The sequence below is a fragment of the Nocardia sp. NPDC041819 genome, assembly GCF_055590505.1.
Genome location: NZ_JBVJAP010000001.1, coordinates 273,388 through 292,066 on the forward strand (window position 1 = coordinate 273,388; position 18,679 = coordinate 292,066).

Here is an 18,679-nt window from a genome sequence, read left to right on the forward strand (position 1 = left end):
CGCCGGGTCGGCGAACGAAGACGGGGCCGGTGCCCGGCATGGCTGCCGGGCCCCGGTGCGCTTCGCCTCAACCGACGGCTCAGAACTCCCAGTCTTCGTCCTCGGTGTTGACCGCCTTGCCGATGACGTAGCTCGAGCCCGAACCGGAGAAGAAGTCGTGGTTCTCGTCGGCGTTGGGGGACAGGGCCGAGAGGATGGCGGGGTTGACCTCGGTTTCGTCCTTGGGGAACAGGCCCTCGTAGCCGAGGTTCATCAGCGCCTTGTTGGCGTTGTAGCGCAGGAACTTCTTGACGTCCTCGGTGAGGCCGACCTCGTCGTAGAGGTCCTGGGTGTAGTCGACCTCGTTGTCGTAGAGCTCGAACAGCAGCTCGAAGGTGTAGTTCTTGAGTTCGTCCCGCTCGGCCTGGGTGACCAGCTCCAAGCCCTTCTGGTACTTGTAGCCGATGTAGTAGCCGTGGACCGCTTCATCCCGGATGATCAGGCGGATCATGTCGGCGGTGTTGGTGAGCTTGGCCCGCGACGACCAGTGCATCGGCAGGTAGAAACCGGAGTAGAACAGGAAGCTCTCCAGCAGCGTGGAGGCGACCTTGCGCTTGAGCGGATCGTCGCCGTTGTAGTACGACAGCACGATCTCGGCCTTGCGCTGGAGGTTGCGGTTCTCCTCCGACCAGCGGAACGCCTCATCGATCTCGCGGGTGGAGCACAGCGTGGAGAAGATCGAGCTGTAGCTCTTGGCGTGCACCGACTCCATGAACGCGATGTTGGTCAGCACCGCCTCTTCGTGCGGGGTCAGCGCGTCCGGGATGAGGCTCACCGCGCCGACGGTGCCCTGGATGGTGTCCAGCAGCGTCAGGCCGGTGAAGACCCGCATGGTCAGCTGCTTCTCGTCGGCGGTCAGGGTGTTCCACGACGGGATGTCGTTGGAGACCGGCACCTTCTCCGGCAGCCAGAAGTTGCCGGTCAGCCGGTCCCAGACCTCGGCATCCTTTTCGTCGGGCACCCGATTCCAGTTGATGGCCGACACCCGATCGATCAGTTTCATCCTGCCTCCACGCCTTTCCCGAGCACGCTGCCGTCACGGAATGTCTACCCTCGGAACACTACTCCTAGTGGCTGACATGACCGCGTAGCACAACACCTTGTGTCGCCGCGACACGCGTCCTACGTGCGGAAGAACGCCAGGGCGCGCCGCGCGCGGCCCCCTATTGTGCGGTACGCGCCCCCGGATCACTGCATCGGCACCGGCGGCCCGCATCGATCGCCGAATATTTGCCAACTGATCTCCATGGAGTGGGGCAGATCTGCCGACGGCGCGGTACACAGGCGGGGGCACCCACCTCTGCCCGGCCGCGAAAGCGTTGCCGGGCCCGCCGATCTATTGTCTCCCCGGCGCGCCGGGACGCGGGTAGTGCCGGAAGTCACGGCCGTCCGAGGACCATGCCGCGATAGGGCCGCTCCGGCGCGCGGCCGACCCGCCATTTCGGGCGGCGATCACCTAAAAGACTTATCGCGCTGTCGTGGATCGGTGCCAGAAACCGATATGCCAGTCGGAATCTCCTCGTGTCGCGCTACCCGTTCGGGGTATCGGTGCTGATCGCCGCTGAGCCTTCTGGTCACACCGGGCCGGGGAAACTCGCGGCCGAGTACGGCCGCTGCCGAAAGGTTCTGCCCGCACCCTCGCGGACCCGCGCGGGAACCGCCTGCTATCGCGGCGGACGCCCGCCGGGTGCCCCGCCGGCGGGCGGCTGTCCGCCGGGTTGTGCTCCGGAATTGTTGCCCGACTGCGTGTTCTGCGATTTCTCCGCGACGCCCACGGTGAGCGCGACCCGCAGCCCGGAGGACGGCGTGCCCGTCACGGTGGCCAGTTCCGCGTCCCAGCCGTCGCCGAAGACATTGTCGGAGGCGAGGCTGGTCTGCTGGAGGTTGGTGATGCTGCGCGCGTAACCCGAGTCGTAGGCGAACACCGCCTCGCAGGTGTCCTGGGGCAGCGCGATCTGCGAGGTCAGCCGTGCGTTCTGGCCCGCGACCGCGGTCTCCAGCGAGTCGTAGACCTCGAAATGGATGTGCGGCCACCGGCCCGAGTAGCAGGCCGGGAAGATCGACGTGAAGCTCACCTTGCCGTCGGCGCCGGCGACCTGCACGCCGCGCAGGTAGTTCTGCTCGGTGATACCGCTGCCGTAGAGCGAGTAGTTGCCGTCCCGGTCGCAGTGCCACACGTACACCGCCATGCCCGCCCCCGCGGCGCCGCTCTTCGCCAGGTCGCGCAGCGTGAGTTCGAGCGTCATCGGAACGCCTTGCGCGACACCGGAATACGCGCCGAACGAGCCGGTGATGTCGCTGCGCACCACGCCGGACTCGACGAGGACGTTGGGGCCATTGGACCCGTCGCCCGGGTACGGCCCCGCAGTCTCCTGCGGGGCGGCGGTGGTGCCCCCCGATTGCGTGGTGGTCGCGGAGGCGCTTCCGGCCGTCGTTGCCGTCGTGTCGTTCGATCCCGAGGCGCAGCCTGCCGCGACCGCCGCGGCACCCGCGCTCGCTCCGAGGAAGAACAGTGCGCGGCGCCGGGACACCATCACCTTCATATCGTGTGTGAGGCCGAGATCGTGTTCGTGCACCTCATCGCGTCGTTCGCCCACTGTTTGCCCTTTCATTCGCCGACATCGTTGTGCACGACGTTAGGAACGGGCGCTCGGGCCCGGCTGGGTTCGTGCTGGGAGTTCGCTGTGAGCCGGGATCAGCGTCTGCTCGCCCGGCGGTAGCCGATGGTCGCGGGCACCGCGAACAGGACGATCGCGCCGATCGACCACACGACGGTGAGGGTGAGCGGGCGTGCGAGCGGTCCGCCGAAGGCGAGCGCGCGCATGGCGTCGACCCCCACCGACAGGGGTTGGTTGCGCACCACCGGCTGCACCCACTTGGGGAAGGCGGCCAGCGGAACGAAGCCGGTGCTGAAGAACATCATCAGGGATGTGAGGATCGTGATGCCCTCCACCAGCGTCGATTTCGCGGTGAACACGGCGACCGAGGTGACGACGGTGGCGAAGGCCAGGCCGAAGAGCACCGGGACGAACAGGAAGACGATCGCCGCGGCGACGCCCTGGTGGAAGCGGAACCCGAGCACCGAGCCCACCAGTACGACGGCGAGAGTGCAGACGAAGATGCGGCAGCCCTCGGCGAGCACCCGCGAGGCCAGGCCGGAGGCGCGGTGCACGGGCAGCACCCAGAAGCGCGCGAGCAGGCCCGCGTCGCGTTCGCGGCCGAGCAGCACGCCCCCCGCCACCGCCCCGGACAGCGCGCCCACCAGGGCGACCATGGGCACCGAGCCGTACAGCGCGCTCTCGCCGGTGAACTTCCGGATCTGCCCGCCGATCACGGTGTTGAGCATGATCAGCAGCAGGCACGGGATGATCAGCGTCTCCAGCAGGGTGACCGGATTGCGTGCCCAGCGCAGCAGCAGGCGCTGAGTCTGGATCAGTGTGTGCGCCATCAGCGCGGACACCGACACTTCCGAGCCGGTCCACGACTCGTGCCTGTGATCGGCCAGCAGTGCCATCACGCCCTCCTCGAGCTCAGCCGCAGCGACAGCGGGACGCAGATGATCAGGATGGCGAGCGCCCACGCCACCGGCGGTCCCAGCAGCGACAAGCTCACCTGGCCTGCGTTCGGTCCGCTGTCACCGGCGAACGCCCGCAGACCGATGGCCCACTGCGACACCGGCTGGTTGCGCACGAACGGCTGCACCCATGCCGGGAACTGGTCGGCGGGCGCGATGCCGGTGGACAGCATGCCGAAGATCAACGGCGGCAGCACCAGTGCCTGCGCGGTCGCCTCCGGGTTGCGCGACACGGTGCCGATCACGTCTCCGGCCCAGATCAGCGCGAGCCCGATGAGCAACGAGAACAGCACGAACCCGATCGTGTGCGCGGCGCCGAGGTAGAAGCGGAAGCCGATGACGTGGCCGCAGATCAACGCGGTGATCAACGCGATGACCAAGCGGAAGATATTGCTGGACAGGCGCGCCGCGACCGGCACCAGCGGGCCGATCGGCATCGCGCCGAACCGCCGGTTGAGCCCGGCGACCGAATCGGTGGCGGCGCGGAAGGCCGCCGAGACGGCGGTGAACGCGGCGGCTTGCAGGATCACCAGCGGCATCATGTACTGCGCGTAACTGCTGAAGCCGGTGCCGATCACGGTCATGATGATCTTCAGCGGAATGTAGAAGCTGGCGGTGAACGTCGCGGGCGCCAGCACCGAGGTGAGCACCTCGCCGCTGCGTACCGAGGGCACGACCAGCCGGCTGGTCAGCACCCACCACTGCTGCGGCCGCAGCGGCGCGGCGCGGGTCTGGCTGAGCCAGGTCGCCGCCGTCACGACACGACCTCCCGTTGCGCGATCTCCGCCGTCGTCGCCAGATGCCCGGTCAGCTGGAGGAACACGTCGTCGAGCGAGGGGCGGCGCAGTGCGACGTCCACGAGGTCGACCCCGGCGCTGTCCAGTCGGCGCAGCGCCTCCAGCAGTGTCTTCGCGCCGTCGGGCGCGGGTATGGCGATCCGATCGGAATCCGGGCCCAGCGCGTCCCGATTCTCCTGCGGCAGCAGCGGACCCAGGGCCGCGGCGATGGCGGGCAGGTCGCGCAGGTTCAGCGGCACGACCTCGCAGTAGCTGCCGCCGGTGCGCGACTTCAGCTCGTCGGCGGTGCCCTGGGCGATCACCACACCGTGATCGATGACGATGATCCGGTCGCTGAGCGCGTCGGCTTCTTCCAGGTACTGGGTGGTGAGCAGGGTGGTGATGCCCGCCTTCTTGAAGCCGGAGACCAGATCCCACACGCCTTGCCTGCTGCGCGGATCCAGCCCGGTGGTCGGCTCGTCCAGGAACACCACATCGGGCCGGACGACCAGACCGCAGGCGATGTCGATGCGCCTGCGCATACCGCCGGAGTAGGTGCCCACCCGGCGGCCCGCCGCGCGTTCGAGATCGAACTCGGCCAGCAGTTCGTCCGCGCGAGCGCGGGCGGCCCGCTTGCGCAAGCCCATCAGCCTGCCGAACATCACCAGGTTCTCGTAGCCGCTGAGCATGTCGTCCAGCGCGGCGTACTGCCCGGTCAGCATGATGCTGCGGCGCACAGCCGCGGGATCGTCCACCACGTCGTACCCGGCGACCGTGGCCCGGCCGCGGTCCGGCCGGATCAGTGTCGAGAGGATGTTCACCGTGGTGGTCTTGCCCGCGCCGTTCGGTCCGAGGATGCCGAGCACCTCGCCCGGCTCGGCCGCGAAATCGACTCCCCGCAATGCCTTGACCGCGCCGAAGGATTTCTCGATCCCCTCGACGACGACGCCTTGATCGGAATTCATCCTCGGCCTCCCAGATGCGCATCGAGCACGCGCGCGATGACCGGCAGCACCTGCGGCGCCGTCAGTTCGTCGTGGGTGACCTCGATGTCGTGATTGATGATGTCGCCGGTCACGTACGGCCGCCAGCCGTCGGGACCGAAGATGTCGGAGGTGTCGACGGTCGCGCTGAAGTACACGATGTCGCCGTCGTACACGGGTCGGCGGTATCCGGTTCTGGTCCGGGCGGCGGCGTTGTAGGACCCGGCCATCCGCTCCAGCGTGGCGGCGTCGATCAGCGAGACCCCGCCGAGTTGTTCGCGGATCAGCTCCGCCGCCTGCTGCGCGGTGGCGTCCGCCGGCACGTCGTGGATGCCGAACACCGCGCCGAAGCTGTTCACGAACGAGCCCGCGGTGAGGCGCTCGATGCTGTCGCCGTCGATGTCGGCGGTGTCGGCGTCCAGTAGCGCGACCACGCCGACCTCGGCTCCCGCGGCCTTCAGCCGCACGGCCGCCGCGTGGGCGATCAGGCCGCCGAACGACCAGCCGAGCAGGTGGTATGGCCCTTCGGGTTGCAGGGTACGGATCTCCCGCACGTAGCGATCGGCGAAGTCCTCGATCGAGCGCGCGGGCGGTTCCTGGCCGCCGAGGTCGGGCGCTTGCAGCCCGTAGATCGGGCGGCCGGGCGCGAGCGCGTCGGCGAATCCCAGGTAGGTCCACGACATTCCGGACGACGGGTGGATGCAGAACAGCGCGGGTTGCTCCCCGCCGAGCCGGATCGGCAGCACCACGTCCAGACCGAGCCCGCCCGCCGCCGGGACGGCCGGAACGGCCGGCGCCGCCGTGGCCGCCGCTTCCTCCTCGGCGGCGGTCCGTGCCGCCGGGGTCTGGGCGAATCGAGCCGCCGCGCGCAATGCGCCGATCCACAGATCGGCCAGCTCGGCGACGTCGTCCTGGTCGAGCAGGGTGGACGGGAAGCCGAAGCTCGCCCGCAGCCGGTCTCCGATGACGACGGCGTTGACGTCGATCGCCGATTGCAGGGGCACGCCGGGATCTTCGGCCACGTGCACGTCGCCGAGTTCGTCGGTCGGCAGCCAGCCCAGCCCCTCGAGTCCGGCCGGGATATCGCCGGTGGAGTATCGGCCGAGATAGTTGAAGCCGACCCGCCCCGGCAGGCGTTCCGGGAGCTGCCGCGCGGTCTCGGCGTTGAGATAGCGCAGCAAGCCGAAACCGATGCCTTTGTCCGGCACCGCCAGCAGTTGGTGCTTGACGGCGCGGATCGCCGCGCCCAGCGCCGGGCCGCCGGCCAGCGCGTCATCGATGTCGATTCCGGCCAGGTCCAAGCGCACCGGGTAGATGCTGGTGAACCAGCCGATGGTGCGGGAGAGGTCGGCGCCGGGCACCACTTCCTCCTGACGGCCGTGACCTTCCAGGCGCACCAGCGCCGATGGGTCGCAGGCCCGCCAGCGCACCAGCGCCAGCGCCAAGGTGGCCAGCAGCGCGTCGTTGACGCTGCCCTGGAACAAGCCGGGCAGGGTGGTGAGCAGCGCGTTGGTGACTTCCGCTGACACCTCCCGCTCGACCATGCGCAGTGCGGCGGTCCGGTCCACGGCGGGATCGAGTTCCCGGCCGCCGATCACCGGGTCGGGTGCGGCGAGCACGTCGCGCCAGTAGGCCAGTTCGGCGATCCGCCGCGGTGAGCGCGCCTCGTCGGCCAGCGCGTGGGCCCACCGGCGCATCGAGGTACCGGTCTCCGCGAGCACGGGGGTGTTCCCGGCCGACACCTGGGCCCACGCGGCCACCAGGTCCGGCACCAGGATGCGCCAGGACACGCCGTCGATCGCCAAGTGGTGCGCCAGCACGATCAGCCGGCCCGATCCGGTGCGCGCGCCCGCGTCGCCCACCGGGTCCAGCCAGATGAATTGCAGCACCGTGCCCTCGGCGGGATCGAGCCGGTCGGCGGCGGCGTCGAGTTCGGTCATGGCGAACTCGTGCAGTTCGATCGGGTCGAGGGCGGTGAACTCGATGCGGTGCAGCAGCGCGTCCACGTCGACCGATCCGGGCGGGCCGACCAGCAGGCGCGGCCCGTCCTCGCCGTCGGTCACCAGCCGGACGCGCAGCATGTCGTGCCGGTCCACCGCTGCGGTGAGCACCGCGATGATCTGGGCGCGCTCGATACCCACCGGCAGTTCCAGGACCGCGGTCTGGGCGAAGCGATCGTAGTTGCCGCCGCGCTCCAGCATGTAGTGCGTGATCGGCGGGAGCGGCAGTTCGCCGACGCCGCCGCCGGGCAGTTCGTCCAGGGTCACCGCGGTGCCCGCCGCGTCGGCGGCCGCGGCCAATGCCGCGACCGTGCGGTGCTCGAACACCTGCAGCGGGGTGCAGGTGATGCCCTGCTGCTTGGCGCGCGACACCAGCTGGATCGCCAGGATGCTGTCCCCGCCGAGCGCGAAGAACGAATCGTCGGCGCCGACTCGCGCCTCCCCGAGCAGTTCGCCGAAGATCGCGGCCAGCTGCTGTTCGGTCGGCGTTTCCGGCGCGCGGTACGCGGTGCGGTCGGCGAGGAACTCCGGTTCCGGCAGCGCCTTGCGGTCCAGCTTGCCGACCGCGTTGAGCGGGATCTCGTCCAGCACGACGAATGCCGTGGGCACCATGTAGCCGGGCAGGATATCGGCGGCGAAGGCGCGCACCTTCGCCACGTCGAGCTCGTATCCGGGTGCGCGGACCAGGTAGGCGGCCAGCGCGGTCGCGCCGGTGGGGCCGGGCACGCCGAGCGTCACCGCGAAGTCCACGCCCTCGGCCCGGCCGAGCACCGCGTCGATCTCGCCGAGCTCGATGCGCTGTCCGCGCACCTTGACCTGGAAGTCGGTGCGGCCCAGGTACTCCAGTTCCGGGCCCACGTCGCCGCGGATCCAGCGCACCAGGTCGCCGGTGCGGTACATCCGTTCACCCGGCGCGCCGAACGGGTCGGCGACGAAGCGGGCGGCGGTGAGGCTCGGCCGCGCGTGGTAACCGCGAGCCAGCGATGGTCCGGCGAGATACAGTTCGCCCGCCACGCCGATTGGGACCGGTCGCAGCCGGTCGTCCAGAACCAGCGCTTCGGTGCCCTGTACCGGGGTGCCGATGGTCACCGTGGCGCCCACCTCCAGCGGCGCACCCGTTGCCCAGATGGTCGATTCGGTGGGGCCGTACAGGTTGACCATGCTGCGCCCGGTGGCCCAGCGTTCGACTAGTTCGGCGCCGACCGCCTCGCCTGCCACCGAGAGCACCCGGACGCTGGTCACCTCGGTGGGATCAAGGGTGGCCAGCGCGGACGGGGTGATCACCAGGTGGGTGACCTGCTCGGTGTCGATCAGCTCGGCCAGCGCGCTGCCGCCGAACACCTCCGGCGGTGCGACCACCGACGCGCCGCCGGAGCCGAACGCCATGAGCGCCTCGAACACCGACGCGTCGAAACTCGGCGACGCCACCTGCAACACCCGGGAGTGCTCGTCCAAGCGCAGCGATGCCTTCTGCGCCGCGACGAGATCGGCGATACCGCGATGCGAGACCGAGACGCCTTTCGGCGTGCCGGTGGAGCCGGAGGTGTAGATCATCCATGCCGCGTTGTCCGGCCGGACCGGCGCGGGCAGTTCGCGCTCGCGCAGCGGACGGCTGCTCGCGGCGCTCCAGCGTTCGACGACGGCGAGGTCGTCGAGCACCAGCCAGTCCGTGCTGTCGGGCAGCATCGGGCGGAACGCGGCCAAGGTCAGGCCCAGTGCCGCGCCGGAGTCGGTGAGCATGTGGTCGATGCGCTCGACCGGGTGCTTCGGATCGACCGGAAGGAACGCCGCGCCCGCCTTCGCCGCGGCCCACATCCCGGTGAGCAGTTCCGCGGAGCGTGGCAGACCCAGCGCGACAACCGTTTCCGGTCCGGCGCCCGACTCGAGCAGGACTCGGGCCAGGCGGTTGGCGTGCGCGTCGATCTCGGCGTAGGTGGTGACGTGCCCGCCGACCACCAGGGCGACGCGATCCGGGTACCGCCGCGCGGTCTCGCTCAGCAGGTCCGGCAGGGTCACGGCCGCGACGGACGCGGGCCCGCGCACGGGCACCAGCGTGGCGAGCTCGGCCTCGTCGAGGATGTCGATATCGGCGATGCGAACGTCGGGCCGGGAAAGCACCGTCGTGAGCACGCGCCGCCACCGGGCGGCGAAGGAGGCCGTCGTCGCCTCGTCGAACAGATCGGTGGCGTAGGTCAGCACGGCGTCGATGCCCGCCGGACCGCTGTCGGCGAAGCGCTCGCGCAGATCCAGGGTCAGGTCGAACTGGGAGGCGTCGCGCTCGAAGTCCTCCACCTCGAACCGCAGGCCGGGCAGTTCCAGCACCGGTTCGACGAAGTTCTGCAGCGACAGCGAGACCTGGAACAGCGGGTGGTGCGCGGTCGATCGCGCCGGATCCAGCACCTGGACCAGCCGCTCGAACGGCACATCCGCGTTGGCGAAGGCGTCGAGGTCCGCGGACCGCACCGTGTCCAGGAACGTCGCGAAGCCCGCTGCCGAATCCACCGGGGTGCGTAGCGCGAGAGTGTTGACGAACATGCCGACGAGCTGGTCGAGCGCCTCCTCGCCGCGTCCGGCGACCGGGGTGCCGATCAGCACGTCGTCGGTGCCGCTGAGGCGCGCGAGCAGGACCGCGAGCGCGGCGTGCACGACCATGAACGGGCTGACGCCGTGCGCGGCGGCGAAATCCACCAGCGCCCGGTGCGTCTCGCCGTCGACGGTGAAGCCGAAGTCGGCGCTGTGCATGGTCTGTACCGCCGGGCGCGGCCGGTCGGCGGGCAGTTCCAGCACATCGGGCGCGCCCGCCAAGCTCTTACGCCAGAAGCCGATCTGGTGGGACGCCAGCGACTCCGGGTCGGTCTCGTCGCCGAGCACCTCCCGATGCCAGAGCGCGAAATCGGCGTATTGCACCGGCAGCGGAACACGGATGGCGTGCCCGCCGCAGGCCCGCTCGGAGTAGGCGGCGACCAGGTCGGCGGCCAGCGGCGCCATCGACGCGCCGTCCGCGCTGATGTGGTGCACCACCAGCACGACGACGTGCACCGGCGCAGTGGCGGCCGAGATCTCCTCGGGGCCCGCGGTATAGCTCGACGTGACCGGCGCGGTCCCGGCTACGGGCCCGGACGAGACCGGCGCTTCACCCATGGCAGGAGCCGACGACACCGGTGCCGCACTCGCGGCGGGCTCGGCGCCCCCGTGGATGCGGAACAGGCCCACCCGCAGCGGCGGCTGGGCGGCGAGATCGAAGCCGGTGCCCGCCAGCTCGGTGATCCGCTCGCGCAGCGCGTCGCCGTCCTCGGTGTCGACCACCGGCATGGCGGGCACGGCCACGTCCGCACCCACCACCACCTGACGGGGCCCCTCCGCGTCCGCCGGGTACAGCGTGCGCAGGCTCTCGTGCCGGTCGACCACGTCGACGAGCGCGGCGCGCAGCGCCTCGACGTCCAGATCGCCGGTGAGCCGCAGCGCCACCGCGATGTTGTAGGCGGGTGAGGCCGGATCCATCCGGTTGAGCACCCACATGCGCTGCTGCGCGGGGGACAGCGGAACCCGATCCGGCCGGATGCGCGGCGCGAGGGCGAACCGGCCGGGCGTCGCGCCGGTGGCGGGTATCACCCGGGCGGACAGCTGGGCCACGGTCGGCGCGTCGAACAGATCGCGCAGCGCGATCCGCGACCCGAGCGCCGCGTTCACCCGCGCCACGACCTTCGTCGCGCTCAGCGAGTTGCCGCCGAGCTCGAAGAACGACTGGTCGACGCCGACGCGCTCGCGGTCGAGCACCTCGCCGAACACCGCGGCCACCGCCTCCTCGACCGGCGTGCTGGGCGCGAGGTAGGGCCGGTGGCTCGCCGCGAAGTCCGGCACCGGAAGGGCTTTGCGATCGAGTTTGCCGACCGGGGTGAGCGGAATCGAGTCCAGCACGACGAGGTAGCCCGGCACCATGTAGCCGGGCAGTTCGGCGGCCACCCGCGCGCGCAGCCGCTCGACGTCCAGTCGCACGCCCTCGGCGGGCAGTACGTAGGAGACCAGCACGGTGGTCCCGGCCGGGCCGGGGCGCCCGATGGTCACCGCGTACTCGACCTCGTCGTCGCGGGAGAGCACCGCGTCGATCTCGCCCAGCTCGATGCGCAGGCCACGGATCTTGACCTGGAAGTCGCTGCGGCCCAGATATTCCAGCTCGTACCCGCCGTCGTCCTCGACCCAGCGCACCATGTCACCGGTGCGGTACATCCGCTCGCCGGGTTCGCCGAAGGGGTCGGCGACGAACCTGCTCGCGGTCATCTCGAACCGGTTGAAGTAGCCACGCGCCAGGGCCGCGCCCGCCAGGTACAGCTCACCGGGCACCCCCACCGGCACCGGACGCAGCCAGGCGTCCAGCACCACGGTGGCGGCGCCGCGGATGGGTCCGCCGATCGTGATCGGCTCGCCGGTGCGGAGTTCGCCGGGCCCCGTGGCCCAGATGCTGAACTCGGTGGGGCCGTACAGGTTCACCATGCGCCTGCCCGGTGACCACCGCTCGATCAGCTCCGGCGTCGCCGCCTCGCCCGCGACCGCGAGCACGCGCAGGTGCTCCAGGCCGGTGGGATCCATGGTGGCCAGCGCCGAGGGCGTGATCACCGCGTGGGTGACGCGCTGGGCGCGCAGCAGGGTTTCCAGTTCCGCTCCGCCGTAGACGTCCGGCGGCGACACCACCAGCCTGCCGCCCGCGCCGTGGGCGATGAGCAGCTCGAACACCGAGGCGTCGAAGCTGGGAGAGGCCACCTGGAGCACGCTGGCGGTGGGCTCCAGACCGAGCGTCTCCCGTTGCGCGGCTACGAGATTCGCGATGCCGCGGTGGCTGAGCAGCACGGCTTTCGGCTTGCCGGTGGAGCCGGAGGTGTAGATCAGGTACGCCGTCTGGTCCAGATCGATCGGCCCGCCGCGCTCCTCGTCGGTGATCGGCGCTTCGGAGACCGTCATCACCCGGCGGATGGTGTTGAGGTCGTCGAGCAGCAGCCAGTCGATCGTGCCGGGCAGCGTCTCGCCGGTGGCGGTGACCGTCACGCCGATCGGAGCCTTGGAGTCGCTGAGCATGTGCTCGATGCGTTCCACCGGGTAGTTCGGGTCCAGCGGCGCGAAGGCAGCGCCGGTCTTGGCCAGCGCCCACACGGCGATCACCGATTCCAGTGAGCGGGTCAGCGCCAGCACGACGAACACCTCGCGCCCGACCCCGCGGCGCAGCAGCACCCGGGCGTAGCGGTTGGACCACGCGTCGAGCTCGCCGTAGGACATGGTGAGCTCACCGGCGGTGATCGCGATCGCGTCCGGATCGATCCTCGCGCCCGCGCTGAGCAGTTCGGGCAGGGTGGCCTGCGGCACCGACTCCGGGCCGCGCACCGGCACCAGCGCGGCGCGCTCGGCGTCGTCGCAGTACTGCAGTTGGGAGACCAGCGCGCGCGGGTTGTCCCCGAGCTGGGTCAGCAGCCGGACGAAGCGATCCAGCAGCGGACGCGCCTGCTGCTGCGGAAGCTGGCCGGCCATGTACTTCAGCGTGATCCGCAGCGTGTCGCGGCCGTCGTCGCCGCGCAGCGGGATCACCATCAGATTCAGCGGATACGGCGTCGCGTCGGTGCCTTCCACGTCGAGCACCCGCATGCCCGCGATGTCCAGCGCCTGGGACAGCGCTTCGCGATCGATGGGGTAGGACTCGAACACCGTGAGTGTGTCGAACAATTCGGCCAAGCCCACCGCCTGATGGATGGCGGCCAGTCCGACGTGCTGATGGTCCATCAGGCGCGCCTGCTCGGACTGGACGCGGGCGAGCAGGTCGGCCACCTTCTCCGCCGGATCGAGCCGCACCCGCACCGGCAGCGTGTTGATGAACAGACCGACCATCTCCTCGACCCCGCCCAGTTCCGGCGGACGCCCCGAGACGGTGCCGCCGAACACCACGTCGGTGCGGCCGGTGAGCATGGCCAGCAGCATCGCCCACGCGGCCTGCACCAGGGTGTTCACCGTCGCGCCGGCCTCCCGTCCCGCGGTCTCCAGCCGGGCCACGGTGTCGCGGGACAGGTCGACGGAGAGCATTCCGGTTTCGGTCGATTCGATCCCGGCGAGGGTGGGCACCGCGCGGGTCGGCGCGTCGATACCGGCCAGCGAATCGGTCCACGCCGCGAGGGATTCGGCGTCGTCCCTGGTCGCCAGCCAGGTCAGGAACTCGCGGTAGGAGTGCGCGGGCGGCAGGGCCGCGGTGTCACCGTCGGTGACGTAGAGGGTGAGCAGTTCGCGCACGAGCAGCGGCGTCGACCACCCGTCCAGCACCAAGTGGTGGTTGGTGAGCACGAAACGGTAGGTGTCGGGGGCGATCCGGATGAGCGTGCAGCGCAACAGCGGGGGGCGGGTGAGTTCGAACCGGGTGCGGGCATCCAGTGCGACCAACCGGTCGAGTTCCCCGGTGCGTTCCTCCGCGTCGGTGATGCCGGTGAGATCCGCTTCCCGCCAGTCGATCTCGGCGTCGGCCAGGACGAGCTGACGGGGGCCGTCCTCGGTCTCGGCGAAGGCGACGCGCAGGTTCTCGTGTCGGGTCACCAAAGCCTGTGCGGCGCGGCGCAACCGGGCCGCGTCGACGGTGCCCGCCAGGGTGAGCAGCGACTGCACCGTGTAGCCGTCGGCGGTGTCGGAGTCGTACAACGCGTGGAACAGCAGCCCGTACTGCAGCGGCGAGAGCGGCCACACGTCGGCGAGGCCGGGGTAGTCGCGCTCCCAGGTGTCGATCTGCGCCTGGGTGACGGCGACCAGGTCGAAGTCCGACGGCGTGCGTCCGCCCGCGCTCGCGGATCCGGCGTGCGCGGCCAGCGCGCCGAGCGCCTGCCCCCACAGCGCGGCGAGTTCGCCGAGATCCGCCGGGTCGAAAAGTCTTCCGGCGTAGGCCCACGTCACCTCGAGGCCCGCGTCGGTGAGCACGGCGTTGATGTCCACCGCGGCGGCCAGCGGCGCGCGGTCGTCCTGGGTGGCGGCGAACCGGCGCGGCAGCCACGGCTGCGCCTCCCCGCCGGTGGACGCGCGGCCCAGGTAGTTGAAGCTGATCTGCGGGGTGGGCGCGTCCGCGAGCGCCGCCGCGGTCTCCGGGACCAGGTAACGCAACATGCCGTACCCGATGCCCTTGTCCGGCAGGGTGCGCAGCTGTTCCTTGGTCGCCTTGATCGCGGCGCCCGCCGCGGCCCCGCCGGCGAACGCATCCGCCACATCGATGCCGGTCAGGTCGACCGCGGCGGGGTAGACGCTGGTGAACCAGCCCACCGTGCGCGCGACATCGGCGCCCGGCACAACGGTCTCCGAGCGGCCGTGACCCTCCAGTGTGAACAGCGTGGAGGTACGTCCGCGCCACCGCGCGAGCGCCAGCGCGAGCCCGGTCAGCAGTACGTCGTCGGCGCCGCAGTGGAACCGGTCCGGCGCGGTGCTGAGCACCGCGTGCGCGACATCCGGCGGCACGACGGTGGACAGATGCGCCATGGTGCCCACCACATCGAGGGCCGGGTCCATCGGCGCCGACCCGAGCGCGGGGTCGGGCGTGGCCAGAACGCGTTGCCACAGCGGCAACTCGCCCGCGCGGGTAATCGCGTGCTCGCGCTGCCCGTGCGCCCAGCGCCGGAAGGAGGTGCCGACCGGCGCGAGCTCACCGCCCAGCGCGGCGGTGGCCAGATCCGGCAGCAGGATGCGCCAGGAGACGCCGTCGGTGACCAGATGATGCAGCACCAGCCACAGCAGGGGCGCAGCGCCCGCGCGGTCGATCCACACGAAACGCGCGACCACGCCCGCCTCCGGGTCGAGGTGGTCGGCGGCGCGCTGCAACGCATGCTCGCAGGTCGCCTCGGCATCCGCGCCCGCGGTCACGACCTCCAGCAGGGCGCCCGCGTTCACCGCACCGGCTTCGGCGACCACCCAGCTCCATCCGTCACCGGTGCGGCGCAGCGTCGAACGCAGCAGGTCGTGCCGGTCGAGCAGTGCTTGGAGCGCCGTGACGAGACCGGCGTGCTCGGTACCGGGGGGCAGCTCGATCAGCACCGCCTGGGCGAAGCGCCGCCAGGTGTCACCGGCCTCGAGCATCGCGTGCACGATCGGCGTGAGCTCCACCTCGCCCATCCCGCCGCCGGGCAGTTCGTGCACCACCGCGCTCGGGACTTCGGTGGCCACCGCGGCCAGCGCGGCGACGGTCTTGCGTTCGAAGACATCCCGCGCGCCGAATCCGAGTCCGGCCGCCTTCGCCCGCGACACCAGCTGGATCGAGACGATGCTGTCGCCACCCAGCGCGAAGAAGCTCTCGTCGGCACCCACCGATTCCAGGCCGAGCACCTCCGCGAACAGGGCGGCGAGCGTCTCCTCCCTCGGCGTGGACGGCGGCCTGCTCGTCGTCGTGCGCGCGCCGAATTCCGGTGCGGGCAGCGCCTTGCGGTCCACCTTGCCCAGCGGCGTGAGCGGCAGTTCGTCGAGCACCGTGACCACGGCGGGAACCATGTAGGCCGGAAGCGATTCCCCTGCGGCGGCTTTCAACGCCTCGGGCTGCGGCTGCGCTCCCGGCTTCGGCAGCACATACGACACCAGCGCGGTGGCGCCCGAACCGGTTTCGACGCCGAGGGTGAGCGCGAAGTCGACGTCGGGATGCCGCTGCAGGGCGGCGTCGATCTCGCCGAGTTCGATGCGGAACCCGCGCACCTTCACCTGGAAGTCACTGCGTCCCTGGTACTCCAGTTCGACGCGCCCGTCGTTGTACACCCAGCGCACGAGGTCGCCGGTGCGGTACATGCGCTCGCCGATCGCGTACGGATTCGCGACGAAACGATCGGCGGTCAGCCCGTTGCGCCGGTGGTAGCCGCGGGCCACGCGGGGTCCGGCGAGGTAGAGCTCACCGGTGGTGCCCGGCGGCAGTGGACGCAGCCACGGGTCGAGGACCACGGCCGCTACGCCGCCGGCCAGACCGCCGATGGTGACGGGGCCGTCCGGCGTCAGCGGGGCGCTGAGCGTCACGGTGATGGTGGTCTCGGTGGGGCCGTAGCCGTTCAGCAGTGTCCGGCCCGACCACTTCGTGACGAGTTCGGGCGGGCAGGCGTCACCGCCGACGATCACGGTGCGCAGTTCGGGCAGGGTCGCCGGATCGAGCGATCCCACGACGGCCGGGGTCACGTTGAGGTGGGTGACGCGGTGGGCGCGCAGCACCCGGGCCAGCTCCTCGCCCGCGTACGCCGCGGGCGGCACCACGGCCAGCGTCGCGCCCGCGGCGAGCGCGACCAGGATTTCCTCGACCGAGATGTCGAAACTCGGCGATACGGCGTGGGCCACAACGGAACTCGCGTCGACGCCGAATCCGGCGCCGGAACTCGCCACCAGGTCGGCCAGCCCTCGGTGCGGCACGGCCACACCTTTGGGGAGCCCCGTTGAGCCGGAGGTGTAGATGATGTAGGCGACGTGGTCCGGGCGCAGCGCGGTGAGCCGCTCGGCGTCGGTCAGCGGCGCTGCGCCCCGCTCGGCCATTTTCCGCTCGGTGTTCTCGTCATCGAGTACCAGCCAGGACACCCTGCCCGGCAACGCCTTTCGGGCGGACGTGGTCGTGATGCCCGCGACGACTCCGCTGTCGCCGATCATGTGCTCGATCCGGTCGGCCGGGTAGGTCGGATCGATCGGCACGAAGGCCGCGCCGGTCTTGACCACCGCGATCGTCGCCAGGACCGACCGGAGGGACCGCGGGATCGAGATCGCCACCGTGCGCTCGGGGCCGGCGCCCGCGGCGATCAGCACCCGGGCCAGCCGGTTGGTGTAGTCGTCCACCTGCCGGTAGGTCAGCGCGGTCTCGTCTTCCACGAGCGCGGTCGCCAGCGGGTCACGGGCCGCGCCCTCGGCGAGGATGCTCGGCAGCGTCCGTGCCGTCTCGCCGAGCGGCCCGCGCGCGGGAGCGAAGTCGGCGCGCTCGTCGTCCGACAGCACCGACACTCCGGCCAGCGGCGCGTCCGGCCCCGCGGCCAGGAAGCGGTGCAGGAACGACAGGAAACGGCGATGCTGCCCGGTCAGCTCGGCGTCGGAGTAGAGGTTGCCGTTGGCCTGGAAGTCGATGTGCGTGCTCTCGCCGCCGACGCCCGGATACAGGTTGACGAACAGGTCGTCGATCAACCCGGAGGTCAGCACGTGCAGCCGTCCGGTGACCGGGCCGAGCTGGATCCTGGTGTCGACCATCATCAGGTTCACCGTGGGGCCGAACGACCCGGCCTCGTCCATCGGCCAGCCCAGATCCCGGAAGATGTCCTCCTGCCGGTAGCGCTGGCGCCGCAGTGCCCCGGTCAGCTCACCCTGGGCCGCCCGGATCACGTCGCCGACCGTGGTGGCCGGCGTCAGCCGCAGCCGCAGGGGGACGACATTGGCGATCATGCCGCCGGAACGCCGCAGCGTCGCGGTGGTGCGCGCGGAGACCGGCAGGCTCAGCACGACCTCCGGCGAGCCGGTCATCGCGGACAGGTACGCGCCGAACGCGGCGACCACGGTCGGCGCGACACCGGAGGAGAGCTGCTCGGCGACGGCGTCCAGCAGTCGCGCGGTATCGGCGGGCAGCGCGCCCGCGACCCGGCTCGGATGCCCGTTCACACCCGCGGTGCGGCCGGCCAGGCTCACCGGATCGGCCATCCCGTCCAGATGCGCGAGCCAGTGCTCCCGGTCTGTGCCGAACCGCTCCGAGCTGCGGTAGGCCAGATCGGCCTCGACGATCTTGCGCAGGTCCTCGGCCTTCGCCGGTGGCGCTTCGCGGCCCTCCACGGCGGCGTTGTACAGCTCGCCGGTGCGCTGCACCATGGTCAGCGCGCCCATGCCGTCGAGCACGATGTGGTGGATGCGCGAGTACCAGAACCAGCGCTGCGCGCCGACGCGCAACATCGCGATCCGCACCAGCCGGTCGCGGGTCAACTCCAGCGGTGCCTCGTACTCCGCGCGCATCCACGCGCGCGCGGCCGCCTCCGGATCGGGTTCGGAGCGGAAGTCGAGCGTTTCCAGGCTGTCGTCGAGGGTGGTGTCGACGAACTGGAACGGATGCCCCTCCACTTCGATCAGGCGGAGGTAGCCGGTGCCGAACTCGCGCCCGGCCTGCCGCGCCGAGCGCGCCAGCAGGTCGAGATCGATCGGTCCGTTCAGTTCGACGTACTGGGCGATGGAGATCGGAGTGTCACCGGCGACATGCTGGGCGAACCAGATGCCGCGCTGGGCCGCCGACAGGGCGAAGGCCCCGTCGGGGAGCGCTGTGTCCGAATCTTTCACCGAAAGGGAAGGCTGTTGCATGACGTGTCCTACGTTCTG

General features: G+C 70.8%; 6 protein-coding genes. All 6 read right to left on the reverse strand.

Going from position 1 to position 18,679, the window contains the following annotated elements; genetic code table 11:
- Positions 1-79: 79 nt before the first annotated feature.
- Complete coding sequence (gene nrdF, locus ACZ6DL_RS01315; protein ID WP_062969550.1) at positions 80-1,042, reverse strand: class 1b ribonucleoside-diphosphate reductase subunit beta; 963 nt, start codon at positions 1,040-1,042, stop codon at positions 80-82.
- Between the two features lie 661 nt (positions 1,043-1,703).
- On the reverse strand, positions 1,704-2,651 hold the full coding sequence (locus ACZ6DL_RS01320) for a dioxygenase family protein (RefSeq protein ID WP_466048262.1): 948 nt from the start codon (positions 2,649-2,651) through the stop codon (positions 1,704-1,706).
- Positions 2,652-2,734: 83 nt separating this feature from the next.
- Entirely contained in the window at positions 2,735-3,553 is an 819-nt protein-coding gene (locus ACZ6DL_RS01325) for an ABC transporter permease (RefSeq protein WP_466048264.1), read from the reverse strand.
- Positions 3,553-4,371 (reverse strand): ABC-2 transporter permease, encoded by an 819-nt coding sequence (locus tag ACZ6DL_RS01330; protein WP_466048265.1) that lies wholly within the window; start codon positions 4,369-4,371, stop codon positions 3,553-3,555. Before ACZ6DL_RS01330 ends, ACZ6DL_RS01325 begins: the two co-directional genes overlap by 1 nt.
- On the reverse strand, positions 4,368-5,354 hold the full coding sequence (locus ACZ6DL_RS01335; RefSeq protein WP_062969554.1) for a daunorubicin/doxorubicin resistance ABC transporter ATP-binding protein DrrA: 987 nt from the start codon (positions 5,352-5,354) through the stop codon (positions 4,368-4,370). Before ACZ6DL_RS01335 ends, ACZ6DL_RS01330 begins: the two co-directional genes overlap by 4 nt.
- Positions 5,351-18,661: an amino acid adenylation domain-containing protein gene (locus ACZ6DL_RS01340; RefSeq protein WP_466048267.1), complete on the reverse strand. Its 13,311-nt coding sequence runs from the start codon at positions 18,659-18,661 to the stop codon at positions 5,351-5,353. The genes ACZ6DL_RS01335 and ACZ6DL_RS01340 overlap by 4 nt, the downstream gene beginning before the upstream one ends.
- Positions 18,662-18,679: the final 18 nt, after the last annotated feature.